The sequence below is a fragment of the Streptomyces sp. NPDC058685 genome (genome assembly GCF_042714725.1).
In the GTDB taxonomy this organism is placed as follows: domain Bacteria; phylum Actinomycetota; class Actinomycetes; order Streptomycetales; family Streptomycetaceae; genus Streptomyces.
Window position 1 is genome coordinate 167974 of sequence record NZ_JBHXSL010000007.1, and the last position, 19594, is coordinate 187567.

At 71.5% G+C, this 19594-nt stretch carries 11 protein-coding genes; 5 read left to right on the forward strand and 6 right to left on the reverse strand.

Translation table 11 applies throughout. The features are described 5' to 3' along the window. Window positions 1–127: 127 nt before the first annotated feature. The 3 genes from ACFWU3_RS09180 (at window position 128) to ACFWU3_RS09190 (ending at window position 4653) form a co-directional block, all read left to right on the forward strand. The gene (locus ACFWU3_RS09180) at window positions 128–2197 is read left to right on the forward strand and encodes an N-6 DNA methylase (protein WP_384433438.1); all 2070 of its coding nucleotides are present in this window, start codon (window positions 128–130) and stop codon (window positions 2195–2197) included. Window positions 2198–2452: 255 nt separating this feature from the next. Then, window positions 2453–3109: a hypothetical protein gene (locus tag ACFWU3_RS09185; protein ID WP_384433441.1), complete on the forward strand. Its 657-nt coding sequence runs from the start codon at window positions 2453–2455 to the stop codon at window positions 3107–3109. Beyond that, a complete protein-coding gene (locus ACFWU3_RS09190) occupies window positions 3106–4653 on the forward strand; it encodes a protein kinase (RefSeq protein ID WP_384433444.1) in 1548 nt (515 codons plus the stop codon). The genes ACFWU3_RS09185 and ACFWU3_RS09190 overlap by 4 nt, the downstream gene beginning before the upstream one ends. A 42-nt stretch (window positions 4654–4695) precedes the next feature. Here ACFWU3_RS09190 and ACFWU3_RS09195 read toward each other — a convergent pair whose 3' ends face one another. From ACFWU3_RS09195 to ACFWU3_RS09210, 4 genes are all read right to left on the reverse strand, one after another. After that, window positions 4696–5622 carry a class I SAM-dependent methyltransferase gene (locus ACFWU3_RS09195; protein WP_384433447.1) on the reverse strand — a complete coding sequence of 309 codons (927 nt, stop codon included), beginning with the start codon at window positions 5620–5622 and terminating at the stop codon, window positions 4696–4698. Between the two features lie 268 nt (window positions 5623–5890). Beyond that, the gene (locus ACFWU3_RS09200; protein ID WP_384433450.1) at window positions 5891–9271 is read right to left on the reverse strand and encodes a LamG-like jellyroll fold domain-containing protein; all 3381 of its coding nucleotides are present in this window, start codon (window positions 9269–9271) and stop codon (window positions 5891–5893) included. Window positions 9272–9355: 84 nt separating this feature from the next. Next, window positions 9356–11347, reverse strand: a complete 1992-nt coding sequence (locus ACFWU3_RS09205; protein WP_384433453.1) for a tachylectin-related carbohydrate-binding protein — start codon at window positions 11345–11347, stop codon at window positions 9356–9358. 96 nt (window positions 11348–11443) lie between these two features. Continuing rightward, window positions 11444–13915 (reverse strand): YfhO family protein, encoded by a 2472-nt coding sequence (locus ACFWU3_RS09210; protein ID WP_384433456.1) that lies wholly within the window; start codon window positions 13913–13915, stop codon window positions 11444–11446. A 124-nt stretch (window positions 13916–14039) separates the two neighbouring features. On the opposite strand from ACFWU3_RS09210, the gene ACFWU3_RS09215 reads away from it, so the two are divergent. Both ACFWU3_RS09215 and ACFWU3_RS09220 read left to right on the forward strand, forming a co-directional pair. Further along, window positions 14040–15017, forward strand: a complete 978-nt coding sequence (locus tag ACFWU3_RS09215) for a glycosyltransferase family 2 protein (protein WP_384433459.1) — start codon at window positions 14040–14042, stop codon at window positions 15015–15017. Continuing rightward, a complete protein-coding gene (locus ACFWU3_RS09220) occupies window positions 15014–15430 on the forward strand; it encodes a GtrA family protein (RefSeq protein WP_384433462.1) in 417 nt (138 codons plus the stop codon). The genes ACFWU3_RS09215 and ACFWU3_RS09220 overlap by 4 nt, the downstream gene beginning before the upstream one ends. Window positions 15431–15488: 58 nt before the next feature. On the opposite strand, the gene ACFWU3_RS09225 is transcribed toward ACFWU3_RS09220, so the two are convergent. Further along, the gene (locus ACFWU3_RS09225) at window positions 15489–17420 is read right to left on the reverse strand and encodes a tachylectin-related carbohydrate-binding protein (RefSeq protein WP_384433465.1); all 1932 of its coding nucleotides are present in this window, start codon (window positions 17418–17420) and stop codon (window positions 15489–15491) included. A 31-nt stretch (window positions 17421–17451) separates the two neighbouring features. After that, on the reverse strand, window positions 17452–19374 hold the full coding sequence (locus ACFWU3_RS09230) for a tachylectin-related carbohydrate-binding protein (RefSeq protein WP_384433468.1): 1923 nt from the start codon (window positions 19372–19374) through the stop codon (window positions 17452–17454). Between the last annotated feature and the right edge of the window lie 220 nt (window positions 19375–19594).

Here is a 19594-nt window from a genome sequence, read left to right on the forward strand (position 1 = left end):
CGAGTCAACACAGTTCACGGGATTTGGGTCCACTCACACTGTGAAGCGTCGTATTCCGCGTACGCCGGTATGCTCGGCGGCACAACCCACGGGCAGGGCCGGGCGGTGCGGACGAAGGAGGCGGCAGGTGCCGGAGAACGCGAGCGAGGTGACGGCCGCGGGGATCGCCCGGCTGGCGGGGGTCGGACGGGCGGCGGTCAGCAACTGGCGGCGTCGGCACGCGGACTTCCCGAGGCCCGTCGGCGGCACCGAGACCAGCCCCTCCTTCGCTCTCACGGAGGTTGAGCAGTGGCTGCGTGACCAGGGGAAACTAGCCGAGGTCCCGTTGCGTGAACGGGTCTGGCAACAACTCGCCGACCACCCGTCCACCGCCGCCACCGCGCTGATCCTGGCGGGCTGCACCCTGCTGCTCGTACGGGAGCGGCCGACCGTCTGGCAGGAGCTCACGGCCGCGTCGGACGAGCGGATGGCGGAGTTGCTGCCGACCGCGGTGGAACAGGTGCTGGCCGTGCGGTTCGGCGACGACCGCGGTGAACTCTTCCGTGAGCTCGGCGCCTCCGAACGCTCGTCGGGCGTGCCCTCGATCGCCGGAGGTGTTCACAGCGTGCCCCTGCTGCGCTCGGTCGCCGAGCTCGCGGGCGAGCTGGGCCACCGGCAGACCTATGAGTTCCTGCTCGGGCGCTTCCTCGACGCCAACCTCCGTCAGTACACGCTCACCCCGCCCGGCCCGGCCGCCCTCATGGCCGCCGTGGCCGGACCCGCCGCGAGCGTCCTCGATCCGGCCGCGGGAGCCGGCACGCTGCTGCGCGCCGTGGAGTACCCCGAAGCCCTCTGTGCCCAGGACGCCGACCCCGACCTCACCGCGCTCACCGCCCTGCGTCTCGCGCTGCACTCCGACGCCACCGTCCGGGCCCGCTGCGGCGACACGCTGCGCGCGGACGCCTTCCCCGAGGCCGCCGTCGACGCCGTGCTGTGCCACCCGCCGTTCAACGAGCGCAACTGGGGCCACGACGAGCTCGCCTACGACCCCCGCTGGGAGTACGGCTTCCCGGCCCGTACCGAGTCGGAACTGGCCTGGGTCCAGCACGCGCTGGCCCGGCTGCGCCCCGGCGGCACGGCGGTGCTGCTCATGCCGCCCGCCGCCGCGTCCCGCCGCTCGGGTCGCCGCATCCGCGCGGGGCTGCTGCGGCGCGGTGCGCTACGGGCCGTCATCGCCCTGCCCGCCGGGGCCGCGCCCCCGTACGGAATCCCGCTGCATCTGTGGGTGCTGCGCAAGCCGGAGGCGGGCCGGCCGCCCGCCTCCGAGCTGCTGCTCGTCGACACCGCCGAGCTGGCCGGTGCGGCCGGCGGCCGCGACAAGCTCGACTGGCAGGCCGTGCAGAGTGCCGTTCTCGACGCCTGGCGGCGCTTCGACCGCGACGGCACCGCCGACGAACGGCCCGGCGTCAGCCGCTCGGTGCCGGTCATCGGGCTCCTCGACGACGATGTGGATCTGGCGCCGGCCCGCCATGTGCCGCCGACCGCCGCGGGCGGCGGTGCGGACGAACTCCTGCTCGTACGCGACCGGCTCGCCGACACCCTGCGGCTGACCGGCGAACTCACCCCCACACCCGCCGCCGGTGACCGGCCCGCGCCCTGGCCCGCCACCACCGTCGGCGAACTGGCCCGAGCGGGCGCGCTGTTGATCCGGGCCGGCGGCACGGGAGCGACGGCGGGCCCGCATGTCCGCGTCCTCACCGAGCACGACGTCCTCGCGGGGGCCGGGCCCTCCGGCGCGCTCCCCGAGGGGCCCGAGGAGGAGCCCGTCCTTTTGGAGGAGGGCGATGTCGTGGTCCCCGTCCTCGGCGGCGGATCGGTGGTCCGTGTCGTCGACACGGCGACGGCGGGCGCGGCGCTCGGCCGCAACCTCCAGCTGCTGCGGCCCGATCCGGCCGCGCTCGACCCGTGGTTCCTCGCCGGGTTCCTGCGCGGCACGGCCAACACCCGGCAGGCCAGCAGTTATGCGTCGACCGCGACCCGGCTCGACGTGCGCCGGCTGCAACTGCCGCGGCTGCCACCGGCCGACCAGCAGCGCTACGGCGAACGCTTCCGCACCCTGGCCGCGTTCGAGGACGCGCTGCGGCTGGCGGGACGGCTCGGGGAGCAGCTCGTCCAAGGGCTGTACGACGGTCTGACGGACGGCACGCTCAGGGCGTGACGGGGCGACGTGGGTGACGGGCGTGACAGGGCCCCGGGACGGCCCCGGGACGGCCGGAACGGCCACGCCCCAGGCCCGCGGCACGGCACTGATCACCTGCCCGGGCGCCCCCGGCGGGAGGGGCGGGAGGGGCGGGCTTCTTCCGAAGTGACGTATCGGACAGCCGGTCCGTACAACCCGGGTCACGTTGTCCGTGTCGGTGTATACGCTCGTCCCCTCATCATCTGCCTTGTCCCCAGGCCATCAGGAGCAGGAATGCACGGCCACGGCTATCCCCCGCCGCAGCCCGGTACCCCGTCGAGCGCGGTCCTCGTCACCCTCCGCGTGCTCTTCGTGGCCCTCGCGCTGCTCACCTGCGGCCTCCTCGCCTGGGGCACGATGCTGCGGATCGCCGTCATGCGCCGCCGGCGCCTGGACTGGCTGCTGTTCTGGCTGAGCCTCGCCCTGTCGATCACCACATTCGTGATCATCGGGGTGTTCGGCTCCGAGACCGAGGTGAACGCCGCCCAGGAGGCGGAGCCCGGCCCGATCGACTATGTGTGCCTGGCCGTGCTGTTCGGCATGGCTCTCGGTGTGCCCGTGCACTATCTGGTGGCGGACATACGCCACTTCCAGCAGCCGCGCCCCGCCTGGAACGCCTACGGGCCGCCGGCCCACCCCGTCGGACATCCGATGCAGTCCACGCCGCCTCCGCCGGTGACACCCGCGCCCGGCTACGGCTACCCGCCCGCGCAGCCGATCCCGCCGCAGCAACCGCACCAGGCACAACAGCCGCACCAGACACCGCCGCCGCACCCGGCACCCCAGCAGCAGGGGCAGCCTCACACGCCGTCCGACAAGCCCCGCATCGATCAGGTACGCGCCGAGCTGGACGAGCTCAGTGACTACCTGCGCAAGGAGCAGGGCCGGTGAACGGACGCGTCATCGCGGGCCGTTACGAGCTCTCCACCATCATCGGGCAGGGTGGCATGGGCCAGGTCTGGACGGCGTACGACGGGCGGCTCGACCGCCGGGTCGCCGTCAAGCTGCTGCGCCCCGACCACATGGCCGCCGCCACCGCCGCCGGCGAGATGCGCCGCCGTTTCGTGCGCGAGTGCCGGGTGACCGCCCAGGTCTCGCATCCCGGCCTGGTCACCGTCCATGACGCGGGCAGCGACGACGACGACCTCTATCTCGTCATGCAGTACGTGGAGGGCGCCGACCTCGCCGACCATCTCGCCGAGCACGAGCCCTACCCCTGGCAGTGGGCCGTCTCGGTCGCCGCCCAGCTGTGCGCCGTCCTCGCCGCCGTGCACGCCGTACCCATCGTCCACCGCGACCTCAAGCCGCGGAACGTGATGGTGAAGCCGGACGGCACCGTCACCGTCCTCGACCTCGGCGTCGCCTCCGTCATCGACACCGACACCACGCGCCTCACGCACACCGGCTCACCGATCGGCAGCCCCGCCTACATGGCCCCCGAGCAGGCCATGGGCGGCGCCGTGGGGCCGTACACCGATCTGTACGCCCTCGGGGTGCTGCTGCACGAACTGCTCAGCGGGAACGTGCCGTTCGCCGGCTCCACCGCGCTCGGGGTGCTGCACCGCCATCTGTACGAGGCGCCGCTCCCGATCAGGCGGCTGCGCCCCGAGATCCCCGAGCCGCTGGAGGCCCTCGTCCTGCGGCTGCTCGCCAAGGACCCGCAGCACCGCCCCTCCGGCGCCCAGGACGTGTACGAGGCGCTCGCGCCGCTGCTGCCGGTGCGCGGCATGCCCGCCGCCTCCGCCGTACGGACCCCGGCGGGCGGGCCGCTCGATCCGACGCGCCCCTTCCTGCGCCCGCACGCGCCCTGGCCCGACCGGGTCGCGACCCCGCCGCCCGCGATGCCCACCGCCCCGCCCGCGCCGCGCCCCGATGTCGCGGGCGCCGTCGACGAGGTGAAGCGTCTCCTCGGCGAGGGAAGCATCACGAGGGCCGTGGACATCCTCGGCGGGATCCTCCCGGCGGCCGCGGCCGAGCACGGCGAGCACTCGCCGGTCGTGCGGATCCTGCGCAAGCAGTACGCCACCACGCTGATGGACGACGGGCAGTACCGCCGCGCGCTGCCCGAGCTGCGCCGGCTCGCGGACGACCGGGCCGCGGAGGCGGGACCGGCCGATCCGCAGACGCTTCAGTTCCGCTACGACGCGGCGCAGTGCCTGGAGCAGCTCGGCGAGCCGGCGGCGGCACTCGCGGAGTACCGGGCGGTCCTGCCGTTCTACGAGAATCAGCAGTCGGCGAGTTCGGACCCGGCCCGGGCCTTCGAGGTGCGGCACCGGATCGGGAACCTGCTGCTGGCCGTGGGCGATCACACGGCGGCCCAGCAGCAGTTCCAGGGCCTGCTGTACGACACGGAACGGGCGTACGGGCCCTATCACCAGATGCCGCAGGAGCTGCGCCGGGCGATCAGCCGGCAGCAGAAGTTCTTCAGCCGCTGACGGTCTCGGGCACCGGGCACCGGGCCACCCGTCCGACCGTGCTCAGTCGGCGCGCAGGAACGCGGACGTGGCGACCCGCCCCAGCATGCGCAGCCGCGAGGCTCCGCCCACCAGGTGCTTGTCCAGGGCGTCCTGGACGCCGGGCCAGGCCACGTCGCCGTAGTCGTCGAGGACCACGATGCCACCGGGGGCGGCGATCTCCTCGACCCACTCCAGGTCGGCGCGCACGCCCTCCTCGGAGTGGTCGCCGTCCACGATGATCACGCCGTACTTCCGGTCGGAGACCGCGGCGCGCACCTCGGGGTCGGAGGAGAAGCCCTGCTGGATCCGGGCGTCGAGGCCCGCGCGGCTGCCGCCGAGCGCCAGGTTGGCCCGCACCACGTCCTCGCGCACCGGCGTCCCGGTGGGGTCGGCGCCCGTCGAGGTGCCCGGCTGGAGCTGTGCCCCGGCCAGCGGGTCGACGATGGTGAGGTCGGGCTCGATGCCGGCCCGGTGGACCATACGCACCAGGGCGGAGGCGAACAGCCCGTGCAGGGTGCCGATCTCCAGGATGTTGCCGTTGGGCGGGGCGAGCAGCGGAACGGTGGCGAGCTTTCCGCAGATGTTGGAGGTGGAGCCCGCGATCCGGCCCACCGCGAGGGCTTCCATCGCGATCAGCGTGCGGTAGGCGACGACGACGTTCCGGCGGGCGTGCCCGGTGCCGCCGCTCACCGTCTCTATCGCGCCCACGAGCATGTCGATCTGCCGTTCCTGCGGGACGCGGTGGCCGCTGCGGGCGGTGGCGTCGAACAGCAGCCCGACCGCGTACTGCTGCCGCTTCATCTCGTCCATCTCGCGCCGCAGGACGTCGAGTTCGTGCCGCAGGGGCTTCGCGTTCCGGACCGCACCACGGTCCAGGAGGTGGTCGACCGCGGCGACCGCGGGGTGCAGGACTCGCTTCGTCAGCCGGTTGCGCAACAGAGAGGGCATGTCGGGAACGTAGGGGTGGACGGGCGGCACGCACACCACGGGCCGGTGTGAGGCAGGTGAAGTGTTGGCGTCGTCGCGGCGATGCGGCGCGGGGGCCGTGATCAGCGGGGCGGAGGCCGGCTTCCGGGACTCGCAGCGCCGCCGCCCCGCCGCACCGCAGCCCCGCCGCCGGACGGGCCGTGTGGGGCGCCCGGCCGGCGGCGGAAGGTGCGCAGCGGGTGGCCGCGGGTGGCTGCTGGACCATCGCCGGCTCGCTGCGAGGGGCTCGTCACATCCGAGCGTAGCCCTGAGCGCTCACCGTCTCGAACGGCAGCCGCACCGTGGTCGCCGTCCCGGTGTCCGCGTTCGACGACCTCAGCGCGGCCGCCTCCGTCTCGCTCAGCGCCCGCCGGATCAGCCGGAACTCGTCCAGCGAGCCCTTGAACCGCTCCACGCCGTCCGGCCGGGCGCCCAGCTGGAAGCCGGTCACCGCGAAGCTGTCGCCATAGGTCACCGAACCGGCCGGGGCGGGTGCGTCGTCCAGGACCCTGCCGTCGACCGACAGGGACAGCAGCCCGCCGGAGCGCTCGATCACGACGTGATGCCAGGCCCCGTCGCCGAAGCCGGACGAGCTGCCGCTGTCGGTCCCGTACAGCGGGACGGTCGCGGTGTCCGTCTGGAGGAGTGCGGAGAGCCGGTCCTGGCCCGGCTGGGCGCGCAGCCACAGCTGGCGTTCCGAACTACCCGTCCCGTACGCCCACAGGACCACCTGGCTGCCCGTCGACGGGCCCGCGGTGTACTTCAGCCAGGTCGCGACGGTGAAGTCCCCTGCGCCCAGGGCCTCGTCGGCGCCGTACGGCAGCTCCACACCGTCGTCCGCGCCGTCGAGCGCGAGCCCGTCGCCGAATCGGCCGCCGGCCGACGGCAGGGCTCCGCCCCGCACATGGGCGTGGTTGCAGTGCGCGGACGCGTCGGGTGTCGCGGGCCCGGCCGCGGGCCGTGCCACCGAGTGGACCTCGGTGTTCCCGGACTCCATGGACCACCACAGCGAGGGCCGGTCGGCCGGGTAGCCGCCGGTCGAACCCACCGCGGACTGCGCGGCCTTCGTCAGTTCGGCGTCGCCGAGCGCGCGCGGGTACAGCCGCACGTCGTCGATGCGTCCGGTGAGGACGTCGGAGTTGCCCGGCTTGGAGCCGACGCGCAAGCCCTCCGGGTTCGCGGCGCCCGTCAGCGACCCGGACAGTCCGCTCGCCTCCACGGCGGGGCCTCCGTCCACGCTCAGCCGCAGGGTGCCGCCGCTGCGGCCGACGGCCAGCAGATGCCAGCCGCCGTCGCCGTACGCGACCGAGGCTCCCGGGTCGGGCAGCGCGATCTGCACCGGGCCCGCCGGGGTCTCGGCCCAGGCGAACAGCCGGTCCTGGGCGGGCTGGGCCCGCACCCACAGCGACGGCTCACCGGACGCGGAGCCGTACGCCCACAGCAGCGCCGAGTTCGGGGTCGTCCTGCTCGCCGAGTGCGAGAACCACAGCGAGTAGGTGAAGTCGCCGGAGCCCACGCCGAGCGCCGGGACGTAGGGCACCTCGACGCCGGGACGGGTGGCCGATACGCCGATCGCGCCCTTGCCCACGCGACCGGCCGTCTCGGTGGGCAGGCCGCCGAGCAGAGTGCCGTCGGCGCAGTGGCCGGAGACGTCGTCCTCGACGCCCACCGACGTGAGCGCGGGCACCTCGGCGGTGTCCACCGACTGGAAGGGCAGCCGCACGGACTGAGTGCCGTCCTCCTCCGGGGCGCTGTTGGACGTCCGCAGCGACTCCAGCCGGCTGTCCGCCAGAGCGGTGCGGTGGAGCCGGAACTCGTCGAGCGAACCGCTGAAGTGCTCGCCCGCTCCGGCGGCCGGCTTGCCGCCCAGCCGGATGCCGTCGACGCCCTGGGCGCGGCTGCCGGTCAGTGACCCGGTCGCCCCGGTGCCGAGCGCGGGCACCCCGCCGTCCACCGCGAGCCGGAACTGTCCCGCCGAGCGCACCAGCGACAGCTGATGCCAGGCGCCGTCGCCGTACGCGACCGAGGCCCCGGGGTCGGGCAGCGCGATCCCCACCGAACCGGCGGTGGTCTGCGCCCAGGCGTACAGCCGGTCCTGGCCGGGCTGGGCGCGCACCCACATCTGGGGATCGCCCGCGCCGAATCCGTAGGCCCACATCAGGGCCTGCTGCGGGCTGCTCGCCGTCGCCGAGTAGCGGAAGAAGAGGGAGTACGTGACGTCTCCCGTGCCCGGATCCAGCGACGGGGTGTACGGCAGATCGGCTGTGCCTCCCGTCCCGTCCAGCACCAGGCCCTGGCCGAAGCGGCCGCTGCCGAGCGTCGATGTGCCGCTCAGATACGCGTCGTTCGCCTCGGGCCCGGCGTCCGGTGTGGTCCGCCCGGCGGGCGGCGAGGGCTGCGGGTTCGGAGTGCCGGTGAAGGTGCCGGGCACGCCGACCGAGGAGGGGGTGAAGCGGTTGAAGTAGAGGTTCGCGGCGGAGAAGTCCGTGCCGCCCTCGTAGAGGAGCCCGATCTCTCCGTCGCCGAGCTCCGCCAGATCGGAGTAGCCCGCCCGCTTGCTGTTGATCTGACCGCCCGGTGCGTCGCGCCAGGTGGTACCCCGGTCCGTCGACCAGCGGATGCGCAGGGACTGCCGGTCGGTGGCGTGGGACGGTGCGGCGAAGACGAGGGTGTCGCCCGGAGTGCTGCGGTAGGTCTGCCGCAACGCGAGCACCGACCCCTGCACCTGCGGGGTGACGAGGCCGGGAACGATCCGCTGGACGGGCGCGGTGGTGCCCGCGTCGGTGCTCACGGCGTGCGTGCGATGGCCCGCCGGGGTGTTGTTGCGAGCCGCGATGTAGACGTCTCCGCCGGTCAGTTCGGCGACCGCGGGCTCGCCCGGCAGCAGTACGTCCTTCTCGTAGGAGTTCGCGGTCTCGCTGGTCCGCCAGCTCGCTCCGTGGTCGTCGCTGTAGAGCAGACCGACGTACTGCGTGGTGGAGCCGGGGCTCTCGTACGCCCCCACCACCAGGCGGCCCTTGGCCGCGCCCTGCTTCAGCTGGATGCCGTGCGCGGGGCCGGTGCCGTACCAGCCCTTGTCGGCGCCGCTGAGCCGCGGCAGCGGCGTGGGCGCGCCGAAGGTGAGTCCGTCGTCCGTGCTGCGCTGGAGCCACGGCAGTCGCTTGCCACCGGGCTCGGCGGTCGCCGGCTCCGACGTGGAGAGCAGGAAGACGTCGCCGGTGATCTCGTCGGCGACGGGCGACGCGTTGCCGCGGGTGAAGGGCGCCTCCGGATCGCTCTCGCTGCCGGTGAGCGCCACCCTGACCGGACCCCAGGTCCGGCCGTCGTTGGTGGACCGGCGGACGACGATGTCGATCGCGCCGCGGTCGGCGCAGGAGGGCGACTTGCGGGCCTCGGCGAAGGCGAGCAGCGTGCCCGCCCTGGTGCGGACGAGTGCCGGGATGCGGAAGCAGCCGTAGCCCCCGGTGCCGGAGCGGAAGAGGATCTGCTCCGTACCGGTCAGCGCGTCGGCGGACGTCTGGGTGCCGCTCGCGGCGGCGGGTGGCGCGGCCGCGACGGGGGCGAGAGTAGCCGCCAGAAGCAGGATCGGACCGGCGATTGCACGTCGGAGCCGGGTGCGGACATCGGGCACAGGGAGGGGGCCTCTCTCGGGGCGACGGGGGAGACAAGGCCGCCGCCCGGTCCTCGGCGGGACCGGGCGGCGGCGGTGCAGGGACTATGGGCGGGGCAGCGCGCGCCCGGCGAAGTCCGGTGCCTTGTCCGCGGTGCGCATCGCGGACAGCGGCGACGTCACCTGGACCTGGTACACGCGGGTCTGGTTGTCGGGCGTGCGGAAGGAGTACGCCCAGGCCGGACCCGCGGAGTTGGTGAAGGTGAACGCGGTCGGTTCCGTGGCGGACGTCTCGGAGGAGACCTTCTGCCAGGTGCGCCAGGCGCCGGAGCCCTGGGTGGTCTCACCGGTGCTGTAGACGCTGCCGTCGCTGCCGCGGACGACGACCTCGGTGAGACCGGTCAGCGGGGAGATCACCGCGCTCGGGGAACCGTCGGCGGTGAGGCTGACGGGGTTGCCGTTGTCCTGCGCGGCGTCACCGAGCGCGCTCCACTCGCCGTAGGCGCCGCCCTCGGCGGACTGGGCCGCGGTCACGACCTTGCCGAGTCCGTCCGTCGCGAAGACGCGCAGGCGGTAGCCGGGGTACACCACCACGGTCGGCGTTCCGGAGATGCCCTGCGCGCCGAGCGCGGACCAGGAGGACAGGGTCCCGGCCTCCTTGAACAGCGCGGTGCTCAAGGCGCCGGAGGAGTTCTTGCCGAGGAGCTGGATGCCGTCGCGCACGGTCACGGCGGTGAAGGGGCCGGTGAAGCCGGAGCCGGCGAGCGGCGTCCAGCCCATGAAGTCCACGTTCGCGCGCTGCTGGATGCGGTACCAGGGCTTGCCGTCGGCGGCCACGGCGAACTGCACCAGCAGCCCGGTCGGGGTCTTCCCGGTCACGACGTGCTGCGCCATCGCACCGGCCAGGTCGATCCAGCCGCCCCAGTCGGCACTGGACTTGGCGGCCTGGTTGCGCTGCCAGACGCTGCCGGAGATGTTGTGCGCGGAGACGACCACGCGTCCGTCGGTGTGCTCGGCGAGCGATGGCTGTCCGGAGAAGGCCTCGTTGCCGGAGATCGTCGTCCACTGGACGTCGTTGAGGTTGGAGGCGTCCGCCGCCCGGCCGTGCACCAGGCGCCCGATGTTGTCGGTGTAGGCGAACTCCAGCGAACCGGCCGACGACTGCGTCACCGAGGCGCGGCTGTAGTTCTCCAGTGCGACGGACGGCGAGGCGGGGGTGTGGTTCACATCGATCCGGCAGCCGTCCGGCGCACCGGACACCGCGGTGTACCCCGCCCAGCCGCTTGCCTCGACCTGCTTGTTGTAGACCGGGAAGTCCCGGATGCCCTCGTCGAAACGGTAGTACGCGACCGCGCCGTTGCCCTTGACCCGGAAGAGGGTGTCGCCGCCGTAGGAGGTCATCGACTTGGTGTCGGACCAGTCGGCGGCCGACTCCAGGACGTGCTGCTCGATCCAGCGCTGGCTGGTGACGTCGTAACGGGACCGGTAGAGCTTGCCGTCCGTGGCCGAACGCCCGTAGATCACACCCTTGTCGGTGGCATAGATCGCGTCGTAGCGGCTCCATCCGGAGGCGACGATCCTGCCGCTGCCGGTGACGAACGCCTGGGCGGCGGCGTCGTAGCGGTTCCAGCGCAGGGTGTCGCCCGTCAGCGTCCAGATGTAGCCGCCGCGGTCGATGGTGATGTCGTCCTTGCGCCCGGCGTTGTCGAACTCCGCGAAGCCGGTGCTGATCTTCCGGTGGTGCACGTCCCACGTGGTGGTGGCGGTGATGCGGTGGGAGTAGTACAGGCCGTCCGACTTGACGCCGTAGAAGGACGCGCCGGGACCGGCGAGCATGTTCCCGTAGCCGGTCCAGGTGGTGTCGATGACGCCACCGGCCGGCAGGGCCGAACCCGTCAGCGGGGAGGGCATGTCGGACCGGGTCAGCTTGCCCGCCGAGTCGAGCATGTACGTGGGACCGATGCCGTTGCAGGTGACCGGGGCGGGGGCCGCCTGGGCGCTGCCGGCGGGAAGCGTCACGAGCAGGGGCACGGCGACGGCGAGAGCGGCGGTGAGAGCGGTGCGTCTTATGTGTGCACGGGGTGAAGTCCTAGTCATGGTCTGGACGTTAGGCGTCGTCAGGTGAACGCTGCGGTGGCCTTCACGTGAACAAGATCCACCGGAAGATCAAAGACTGATGAACAGTCAGTGCCCTTACCCGTGTGGGGTGTTGACCGTCTCTGCGCTGATGCGGGCGCCCTTGTCTGCACCGGCACCGGCACGGGCACCGGCGTCGGCGGCCGTGCCTGCGCCCGTCGCGGCTCCGCAGCCGCGACCGCGCACCCGCGTACGGACTCCGGGCAGTACGCCGAGCGCGATGAGCGCCAGCAGCCCGGCCGATCCGGTGAGCACCCCCGCCTTCAGGCCGGGAGGCCGGAACGAGCAGTCGACCGTCGTCGAGCCCTCGTCCAGCGGTACGGCGACGAGACCGAGGTAGGAGTCTGCCGGCCTGCCGTTGCAGCTCCATCCCGCGATCCTGGGTGCGGCGAGTACCGCCGTCCCGCGGGCTCCGGGCGGCAGCTCGGCGCGTACGCCGCTCGGGGTGACCCGTATCGACACCGCTCCGGTCGTCGTCAGCTCCGCCACCGCGGCGTCGAGCTTCGTCCGGTCCAGACAGCCCAGCGTCGTGCGCGGAGTGCCCTTGCTGTAACTCACCGGGGTGCCAGGGGAGTTCGCCACGCCCAGCGAGGTGAGCGCGGCACGCCGCTTGGGCTGTCCGCCACGCAGCGTCACCCACGCCGCGTCGCCGAGCCGGGCCTTGCCGGTGTAGTTCGGTGCCCACAGGAAGACCTCGCTGCCCACCGGACAGGCGCCGTCCACCGGGGCGCCGTAGACCGGGGAGCCGAGCAGCAGCTCCTGGTTGCGGAAGGGGTTCCACCCGTACCGGCCCCGCGGCTCGGTGGTCCGCACGGTCACCAGCGGCGGCGTCTGCTCCGCCCGGATCGCCCGGGGGTGCTGCCCGGGGAGGGTGCGCACCCGCACGCCGACCGAGAAGATCGCGTCGGTGACCGGGTTGTCGAGGGACTGCACGCTGCGCCCGTTGGACGTCCAGCCGGCGCCGAGCGCGGCCAGCGTGCGCGTGAACACGTCGGGTGTGTGACTGCTGTAGTACGAGCCGCCCTGGCCGCCCATCAGGACGGGGTCATTGCCGGTGATCTGGTCACGGCCCACGTCGGTGCGGTACTCGGGCCAGCCGTCCGCCTTGGCCACGGCGGCCGCCCGCTCGCTGTGCTGCTCGCCCCAGGCCGGATAGTCGTCCAGCCTGCCGAGCCGCTGCCGGTCGGCGTACGCGGTGGTCGCGGCCGCCTGCCCCACCAGCGCCCCGCACAGCAGCAGGGCGGCGACCACGAGGTACTTCCCGCGCCGGGCCAGCAGCAGACCGCCGAGCACCGCGGCGATCCCGGCCGCGAACAGCGGGAAGGTCCAGGCGGTGATCAGCTCGCTGCCGGACGCCCCGAGCGCGACCAGCGCGACCACGGCGCCGCCGCCGAGCAGCGCCCGCCGCCCCGGCCAGTCCTGCGAGAGGCAGATCCAGGCGGCGATCACCAGGACTCCGGCGAAGACGAACGTCTGCCGGTAGGGGCTGCCGTTGGGTGTGGCGAAGACGTGCCACACCAGATGCGTCGGCGCCCACTGGAGGGACACCAGCGTCGCCGCCGCGAGCCCCGACCACAGCCACCGCTCACGCCGGGGGACCGCGCTGTTGAAGGCGAGCGCGCAGGCGAGGAGCAGCGCACCACTGCCGAGGAAGACCGCGGGGGTGAAGAAGCTGTACGTCGCCGGCAGCGTACGGGCGAACACATCGCCCCAGCCGGCGGGCGCGAACTCCTTCGTCCACCCCGGGTAGGCGTGCTTCGAGCCGAGGAAGACCGGGATCAGGACGGGCGTGGCCACCGCGATCCCGAGGAGCACGGAGCGTACGGCCCTCAGCAGCGCCCGTATCCGCTCGCGTGCGTCGGCGTCCGACAGCAGCAGCCGGACCGCCAGCACCAGCGCGGCCCCGATGGTCGCCATGTAGGCGGTGTAGAAGTTGGCGACCCAGGCGACGGTGACGACGAGGGGCCCGAGGACCGGCCGCCGCGCCGTGCGCGCCCACTCTCCGACCAGGCACAGCAGCGGGAAGGCGACGAGTCCGTCCATCCACATCGGGTTGTAGGAGGCCTCGACGACCGACCAGCCGCACAGGGCGTACGAGGCGCCGAGCACCGCCGCCATCCACCAGCGCCCGCCCTTGTGCAGCGTGAACAGCAGCCAGGTCATGGCCGCGGCGGCGGTAGCCATCTTCAGCAGCGTGACCACGTAGACGGCCAGATCGATCCCGTCCCGCGGGAAGAGCCCGACGAGTATCGAGAAGGGACTCGTCAGATAGGTCCCGAGGTCGGGCAGGAAGCTGGTGCCGTACCCCGACTGCCAGTTGAGCAGGACTCCGCCGTCGGCGCGGCCGTGCAGCAGATCCCACAGATGAGCGTGAAACGGGACGAACTGGTTGCCGAGATCGTTCACGCTGCGGGTCCGGGACCCGAACGGGAAGCTGCGGGCGACGGCGTCACCGGTGCACACGGCACCCACGGTGATCAGTGCGGCGAGGGCGGCAGCGCGGCCGCGCACGGATTCCAAGGTCGACATGATGTCTCGAATATGCCAGCGCCGATCGTGAAAACATCCTGAGGGCGGCCCAGTTCATGCAATGGTCGCCCACCCGTCATGTGGCGAATCCGCCGACGACATTCGGGTGGGATGTTGTTCTTCCGTGCTGATCTCGATAGTGGTCCCGTGCTTCAACGAAGAGGAGATCATCGGCCGCTTCCACGACCATGTGACCGCCGAGCTTTCCCTGCTGGAGCAGGAATTCGAGCTGGTCTATGTCGATGACGGAAGTCAGGACCGGACGCTCCCTCTCCTCGAGGAGATCGCCGAGGCCGACCCTCGTACCCGCTATGTCTCCTTCAGCCGCAACTTCGGCAAGGAGGCCGCGATGCTCGCCGGCCTCCAGCACGCCGAAGGCGACGCGGTGGTCATCATGGACGCCGACCTCCAGCACCCTCCGGAGCTGGTCAGGCGCATGCTGACGCTGCACGAGGAGGGCTTCGACCAGGTCATCGCACGCCGTACGCGCACCGGCGACCGGGTCACCAGGACCATCACCGCCCGCGCCTACTACTGGCTGATCAACCGGCTGGTCGACGTGGAGCTGGTCGACGGCGTGGGTGATTTCCGGCTGCTGTCGCGCCGTACTGTCGACGCCATTCTCGAACTCACCGAGTACAACCGCTTCTCCAAAGGCCTGTTCGCGTGGGTGGGTTTCCGCACGACGACCTTCAGTTACGAGAATGCGCTGCGTGAGCAGGGACGTTCCAAATGGAGCTTCGGAAAACTGCTCAACTACGGTCTCGACGGACTTCTCTCCTTCAACAACAAGCCACTGCGTGCCGCCGTCTATCTCGGTCTCGTCCTGCTCACCGTCGCCATGGCGTATTCCGCCTGGATCGTCGGTGTCGCCATGGTGAACGGCGTGGACACCCCCGGATATGTCACCCTGCTGGTGGCAGTCACCGCACTCGCCGGCGTCCAGATGCTGATGCTGGGGGTGGTCGGTGAGTACGTCGGCCGTATCTACTACGAGGTGAAACGGCGGCCGCACTTCCTGGTGAAGGCCACCAACGCCGGCCTCCCGCGTGAGCAGGAGGGAGACCGGCCCGCACGCACGGGGGAGCTCGTAAGACGATGACGGTCCGGGGCCAGATGGTCAGATTCGTCCTGGTGGGAGCGGTGAACACCGGGACGTACTACGGCCTGTACCTGATCCTGCTGACCTGGCTGCCGTATGTCGCGGCGCATGTGATCGCTTTCCTGCTGAGCATGATCGGGTCGTTCTTCCTGACCTCGCGCTTCACCTACCGGACCCGTCCGACCTGGCGGAAGTTCCTGCTCTTCCCGCTCACCAACGCGGCGAACTTCGTGGTCACGACCACGGGCGTCTACGTCCTGGTGGACGTGCTGCACTTCGCCACCCACTACGCACCGCTGATCTCGGCGGCGGCGGCCATCCCGATCACGTTCGTGGTCTCCCGGACGATCATGCTGCGTCCGGAGCCGGCGAACGGGGAGAGGAAGCGGGAGCCGGAGCGGGTGCGGGGCTGAGCCCTGCCACAGCGCGTACGGGGGCGGCGCAAGGGCCGCCCCCGCGGTGGTGCCGCTGTCAGCCGGCCGGAGGCGCGGGCAGCGAGCGCGCGCTGAACGCCGACGTCTGCTGCGCGGCGTAGAGGCGCGTCTGGTTGTCGGACGTGCGGAACGAGTACGCCCAGGCAGGCCCGTTGCTGTTGGTGTAGGTCAGCGCGGTCGGCTCGGTCGCGGACGTCTCGAAGCTCTCCTGCTTCCAGGTGCGCCAGACACCCGAGGCCTGCGTGGTCTCACCCGTGTTGTGGATGAAGTCGTCGTCCGCTCCGCGCGCCACGATCTCGGTGAGGCCCGTCAGGGGAGAGATCACCGCGCTCGGCGAGCCCTTGACCGTGAGGTCGCCGACCTGACTCCACTCGCCGTACGCGCCGCCCTCGGCGGGCTGCGCGGTGGTGACGACCTTGCCATCGACATCGGTGGCGAAGAGGCGGATGCGGTAGCCGGGGTAGACGACCACGGCCGGCGTGCCGGTGACGGCCCGGGTGCCGAGCGGGCTCCAGGCGGTGAGGGTGCCGTCCGCCGTGAACAGGGCGGTGCTCAGCACGCCCGACGCGTTCCGGCCGAAGAGCTGGATCCCGTCGCGCACGGTCGCCGTGGTGAAGGACCCGGCGAAGCCGGAGCCGGCGAGCGGCATCCAGCCCTTCAGATCACCGTTGACCGCGGTCTGGATGCGGTACCAGGGTCTGCCGCCCGCGTCGGCGGCGAACTGCACGAGCAGCCCCGACGGCGTCTTCGCGGTCACCGCGTGCTGGGTCATCGCGCCGGCCAGATCGATCCAGGGCGCCCAGTCGGCACTCGACTTGGCGGCCTGGTTGAGCTGCGAGGTCGCACCGGAGATGTTGTGTCCGGTGACGACGACCCGGCCGTCGGCCTGTTCGGCGAGCGAGGGCGTCCCCGTGAAGGCCTCGTTGCCCGAGACGGTGGTCCACTGCACGCTGCCGGTGTCCGACGCGTCCGCCATCCGGCCGTGCACCAGCCGGCCGATGTTGTCGGTGTACGCGAACTCCAGCGAACCGGCGGAGGACTGCATCACCGAGCCACGGCTGTAGGACTCCTGGGTGAGCGAGGGCGCGGCCGGCGTGTGGTTCGCCAGGATGCGGCAGTTGTCGGGCGCGGCCATGACGTCCCGGAAGTTCTGCCAGCCGCTGCTGCCCACCTTGACCCGGGAGACCGGCCAGGTGCGGGTGTTCTCGTCGAAGCGGTAGTAGTACGCCTCGCCGCTGCTCTTCACGGTCGCGACCAGAGTGTCGCCGCCGTTGGAGGAGAGGGACTTGAACTGGTTCCAGTCGCTGGTGCTCACCAGGACGTGCCGCTCGATCCAGCGCTGGCTCGCGATGTCGTAACGGGAGCGGTAGAGCTTCCCGTCCGTCGCGGCCCGCCCGTAGAAGACCCCCGCGTCGACAGCGGTGATCAGGTTGTAGCGGTTCCACCCGTCGTCGTGCGCCTTGCTGACGCTGACGTCCCACGAGCCCGCAGCGGCGTTGTACTTGTACGCGCGCAGCACGCCGGCGTTGTCCACGACCCAGAACCAGCCGTTGCGGTCGACGGTGGCCTGGTCGCGATCGGCCGCGCCCGCGAGAAAGCCGAAGCTGTTGCTGACCTTCTTGGGGGCGATGTCCCAGGTGCCGGCGGCGTTGCGGTGGCCGTAGTAGAGGCCGTCGGACTTGACTCCGTAGAACGAGCCGTCGGGCCCGGCGAAGACGCGGGCGAAGTTGTTCCAGCCCGTCCCGATCCCGGTCGGCCCGGCGTAGAACGTGCCGCTGAGCGGCGTCTTCATCGTGTACTGCTGCAACGCCCCGGCCGCGGTCACGGCGAACGTCGGCCCGTTGGCGTCGCAGCTGGCGGCGTCGGCGGCGTGGGCGGTGCCGGGTACGGCTATGAGGAGGGGCAGCGCGGCGGCGGCGGTGGCGATCGCCGCCCACCGCCGGGGTCTGTGCGTGGAATTCTGAGTCATGAACGGCCTTCTGGTCCGAGTGTCCGGTGGGTCATTTCACGGGCGGGGCGGGCAGCGAGCGCGCGGCGGAGCCGGTGGTGGGCTCGATCTTGCGGATGTGGGTCGCTTGGTCGGCGGTGCGGAAGAAGTAGGCCCACGCGTCCCCGCCGCTGTCGTTGTAGCGGAAAGCCGTCGGATCCGTCATCGAGATCTCCTGATCGGTCCAGGGGCCCCAGACCCCGGACCGCAGGGCGGTCTCGCTGGTGTGGTGGATGCGACCGTCGGTACCGCGGACCAGGATCTGAGTGGTGCCCAGGGAGGAGCTCACCGAGCTGGGCGGGCCTGCCGCGGTGACTGTGCCGACCTCGGCCCACGCGCTGAACGTCCCTCCCTTGACGGACTGGATCGTGGTCACGACACGGCCCGTGCTGCTCGTCGCAAAGACGCGCACGCCGCCGCCGGGGTAGGCGATGACGGCCGGCGTGCCGGTGACCGCGAGGTCGCCGAGCGATGTCCAGGCCGACAGGGTCCCGTCGTTCTGGAACAGGGCGGTGGACAGGGTGCCGTCGGTGTTCCTGCCGAAGAGCCGGGTGCCTTCGTAAACGGTCTCGGCCGTCAGGGGTCCGGTGAGGCGTGGGCCGGCGAGCGGCATCCAGCCCATGAAGTCGGCGTTGGGAGCGGTCTGGATGCGGTACCAGGGCTTGCCGTCGGCGTCGACGGCGAACTGGGCGAGCAGCCCCGCGATACTCCTCACTGTCTCGGGGTGCTGGGCCATCGCGCCTGCCTGGTCGCTCCAGTTCGCCCATTCCGGGCTGGACCTGGCGGCCTGGTTGCGCATCCATACGCTGCCGGAGAGGTTGTGCGCGGTGACGGTGACCCGGCCGTCGGCCTGCTCGGCGAGTGAGGGTTCCCCCGTGAAGGCCTCCGGCATCCCCGAGATGTTGCTCCACTGCACTTCGTCGATCTTGTTGGGGTTCGCCACCCGGCCGTGCCAGAGGGTTCCGTCGTGGCGCGTGTATGCGAACTCCACTGCCCCGGCCGACGACCCGAGGACCGAGGCGCGGCTGTAGTCCTCGATGGGCACCGACGGTGAGGCCGGCGTGTGCTGGGCGACCAGGCTGCAGTTGTCCGGCCGAGAGGTGACGTTGGGGAAGTTCTGCCATCCGCCGGCCGCGACCTGCTTGGCGACGACAGGCCAGGTGCGGGTGTTCTCGTCGTAGCGGTAGTACAGCGCTTCACCGCTGGTCTGGACGGTGACCAGGGTGTCGCCGCCCCCCGCCGTGATGGTCTTGAAGTTGCCCCAGGACGCGGAGCCGACCAGGACATGGCGCTCGATCCAGCGCTGGCTGGTGACGTCGTAACGCGACCGGTAGAGCCGGCCGTCCGCGGCACGCCCGTACAGAACGCCCTTGTCACCCGCGGTGATCAGGTTGTAGCGGTCCCAGCCCTTGTCCAGGATCTTGAGCGACTTCAATCCACCGCTCGTCCCGATCGTCGGGTCGTACCGGTACGCGTACAGCTGGCCGAGGTTGTCGGCCACCCACAGCCATCCGTCACGGTCGACGGTGGCCTGCTCACGGTCGGCGGCGTTCCCCAGCCAGCCCAGTGCTGTACTGATCTTCTTGGGGTTGATGTCCCAGGTACCGCTGTCCGTGCGGTGCGCGTAGTACGTGCCGTCCGACTTGAAGGCGTAGAACTCGCCCTTCGGTCCGGCGAGCACCTTGCCGTAGGCCCCCCAGCCCGCGCCGACCTGGCTGTAGCCCGAGAACGTGGAACCGGTCAGCGGATTCGCCATCGTGTACTGGAGCAACGAACCCACCGAGTTGACCACGTACGTCTTGCCGTTGGGTGTGCACGTCGCCGATTCGTCCGCGTGCGCCGTGCCCGGTATCGCGACGAGCAGGGGGAGGGCGGCCGCGGCCGCCGTGGTTGCCGCGGCGAGGGATCTCCGCTTGCGTCTCAAGGTGAACGTCATCTGAATCCAAACTGTCGATCCGTCAAACAGTGCTGTGTGAACTGTTTTTGAGGCACCATCACCAAATCTCCGAGGTAACTCGGAAGATTACGGGCGATCGCGGGCCTCATGATCACGACAAGATAACGCCCAGGTGAATGGTCTACACAACCAGTCGACATGGTCATCACAAAGCGGTGAGGATCGGACTGCTCATTGACTTCTGTCCTGTGGGGGGACC

Bases quoted from the DNA above. Each gene is read 5' to 3' on its own strand.
- ACFWU3_RS09185 (WP_384433441.1), top strand. From the start codon at position 2,453: ATGCACGGCCACGGCTATCCCCCGCCGCAGCCCGGTACCCCGTCGAGC.
- ACFWU3_RS09195 (WP_384433447.1), bottom strand. From the start codon at position 5,622: ATGCCCTCTCTGTTGCGCAACCGGCTGACGAAGCGAGTCCTGCACCCC.
- ACFWU3_RS09205 (WP_384433453.1), bottom strand. From the start codon at position 11,347: ATGACTAGGACTTCACCCCGTGCACACATAAGACGCACCGCTCTCACC.
- ACFWU3_RS09210 (WP_384433456.1), bottom strand. From the start codon at position 13,915: ATGTCGACCTTGGAATCCGTGCGCGGCCGCGCTGCCGCCCTCGCCGCA.
- ACFWU3_RS09220 (WP_384433462.1), top strand. From the start codon at position 15,014: ATGACGGTCCGGGGCCAGATGGTCAGATTCGTCCTGGTGGGAGCGGTG.
- ACFWU3_RS09225 (WP_384433465.1), bottom strand. From the start codon at position 17,420: ATGACTCAGAATTCCACGCACAGACCCCGGCGGTGGGCGGCGATCGCC.
- ACFWU3_RS09230 (WP_384433468.1), bottom strand. From the start codon at position 19,374: ATGACGTTCACCTTGAGACGCAAGCGGAGATCCCTCGCCGCGGCAACC.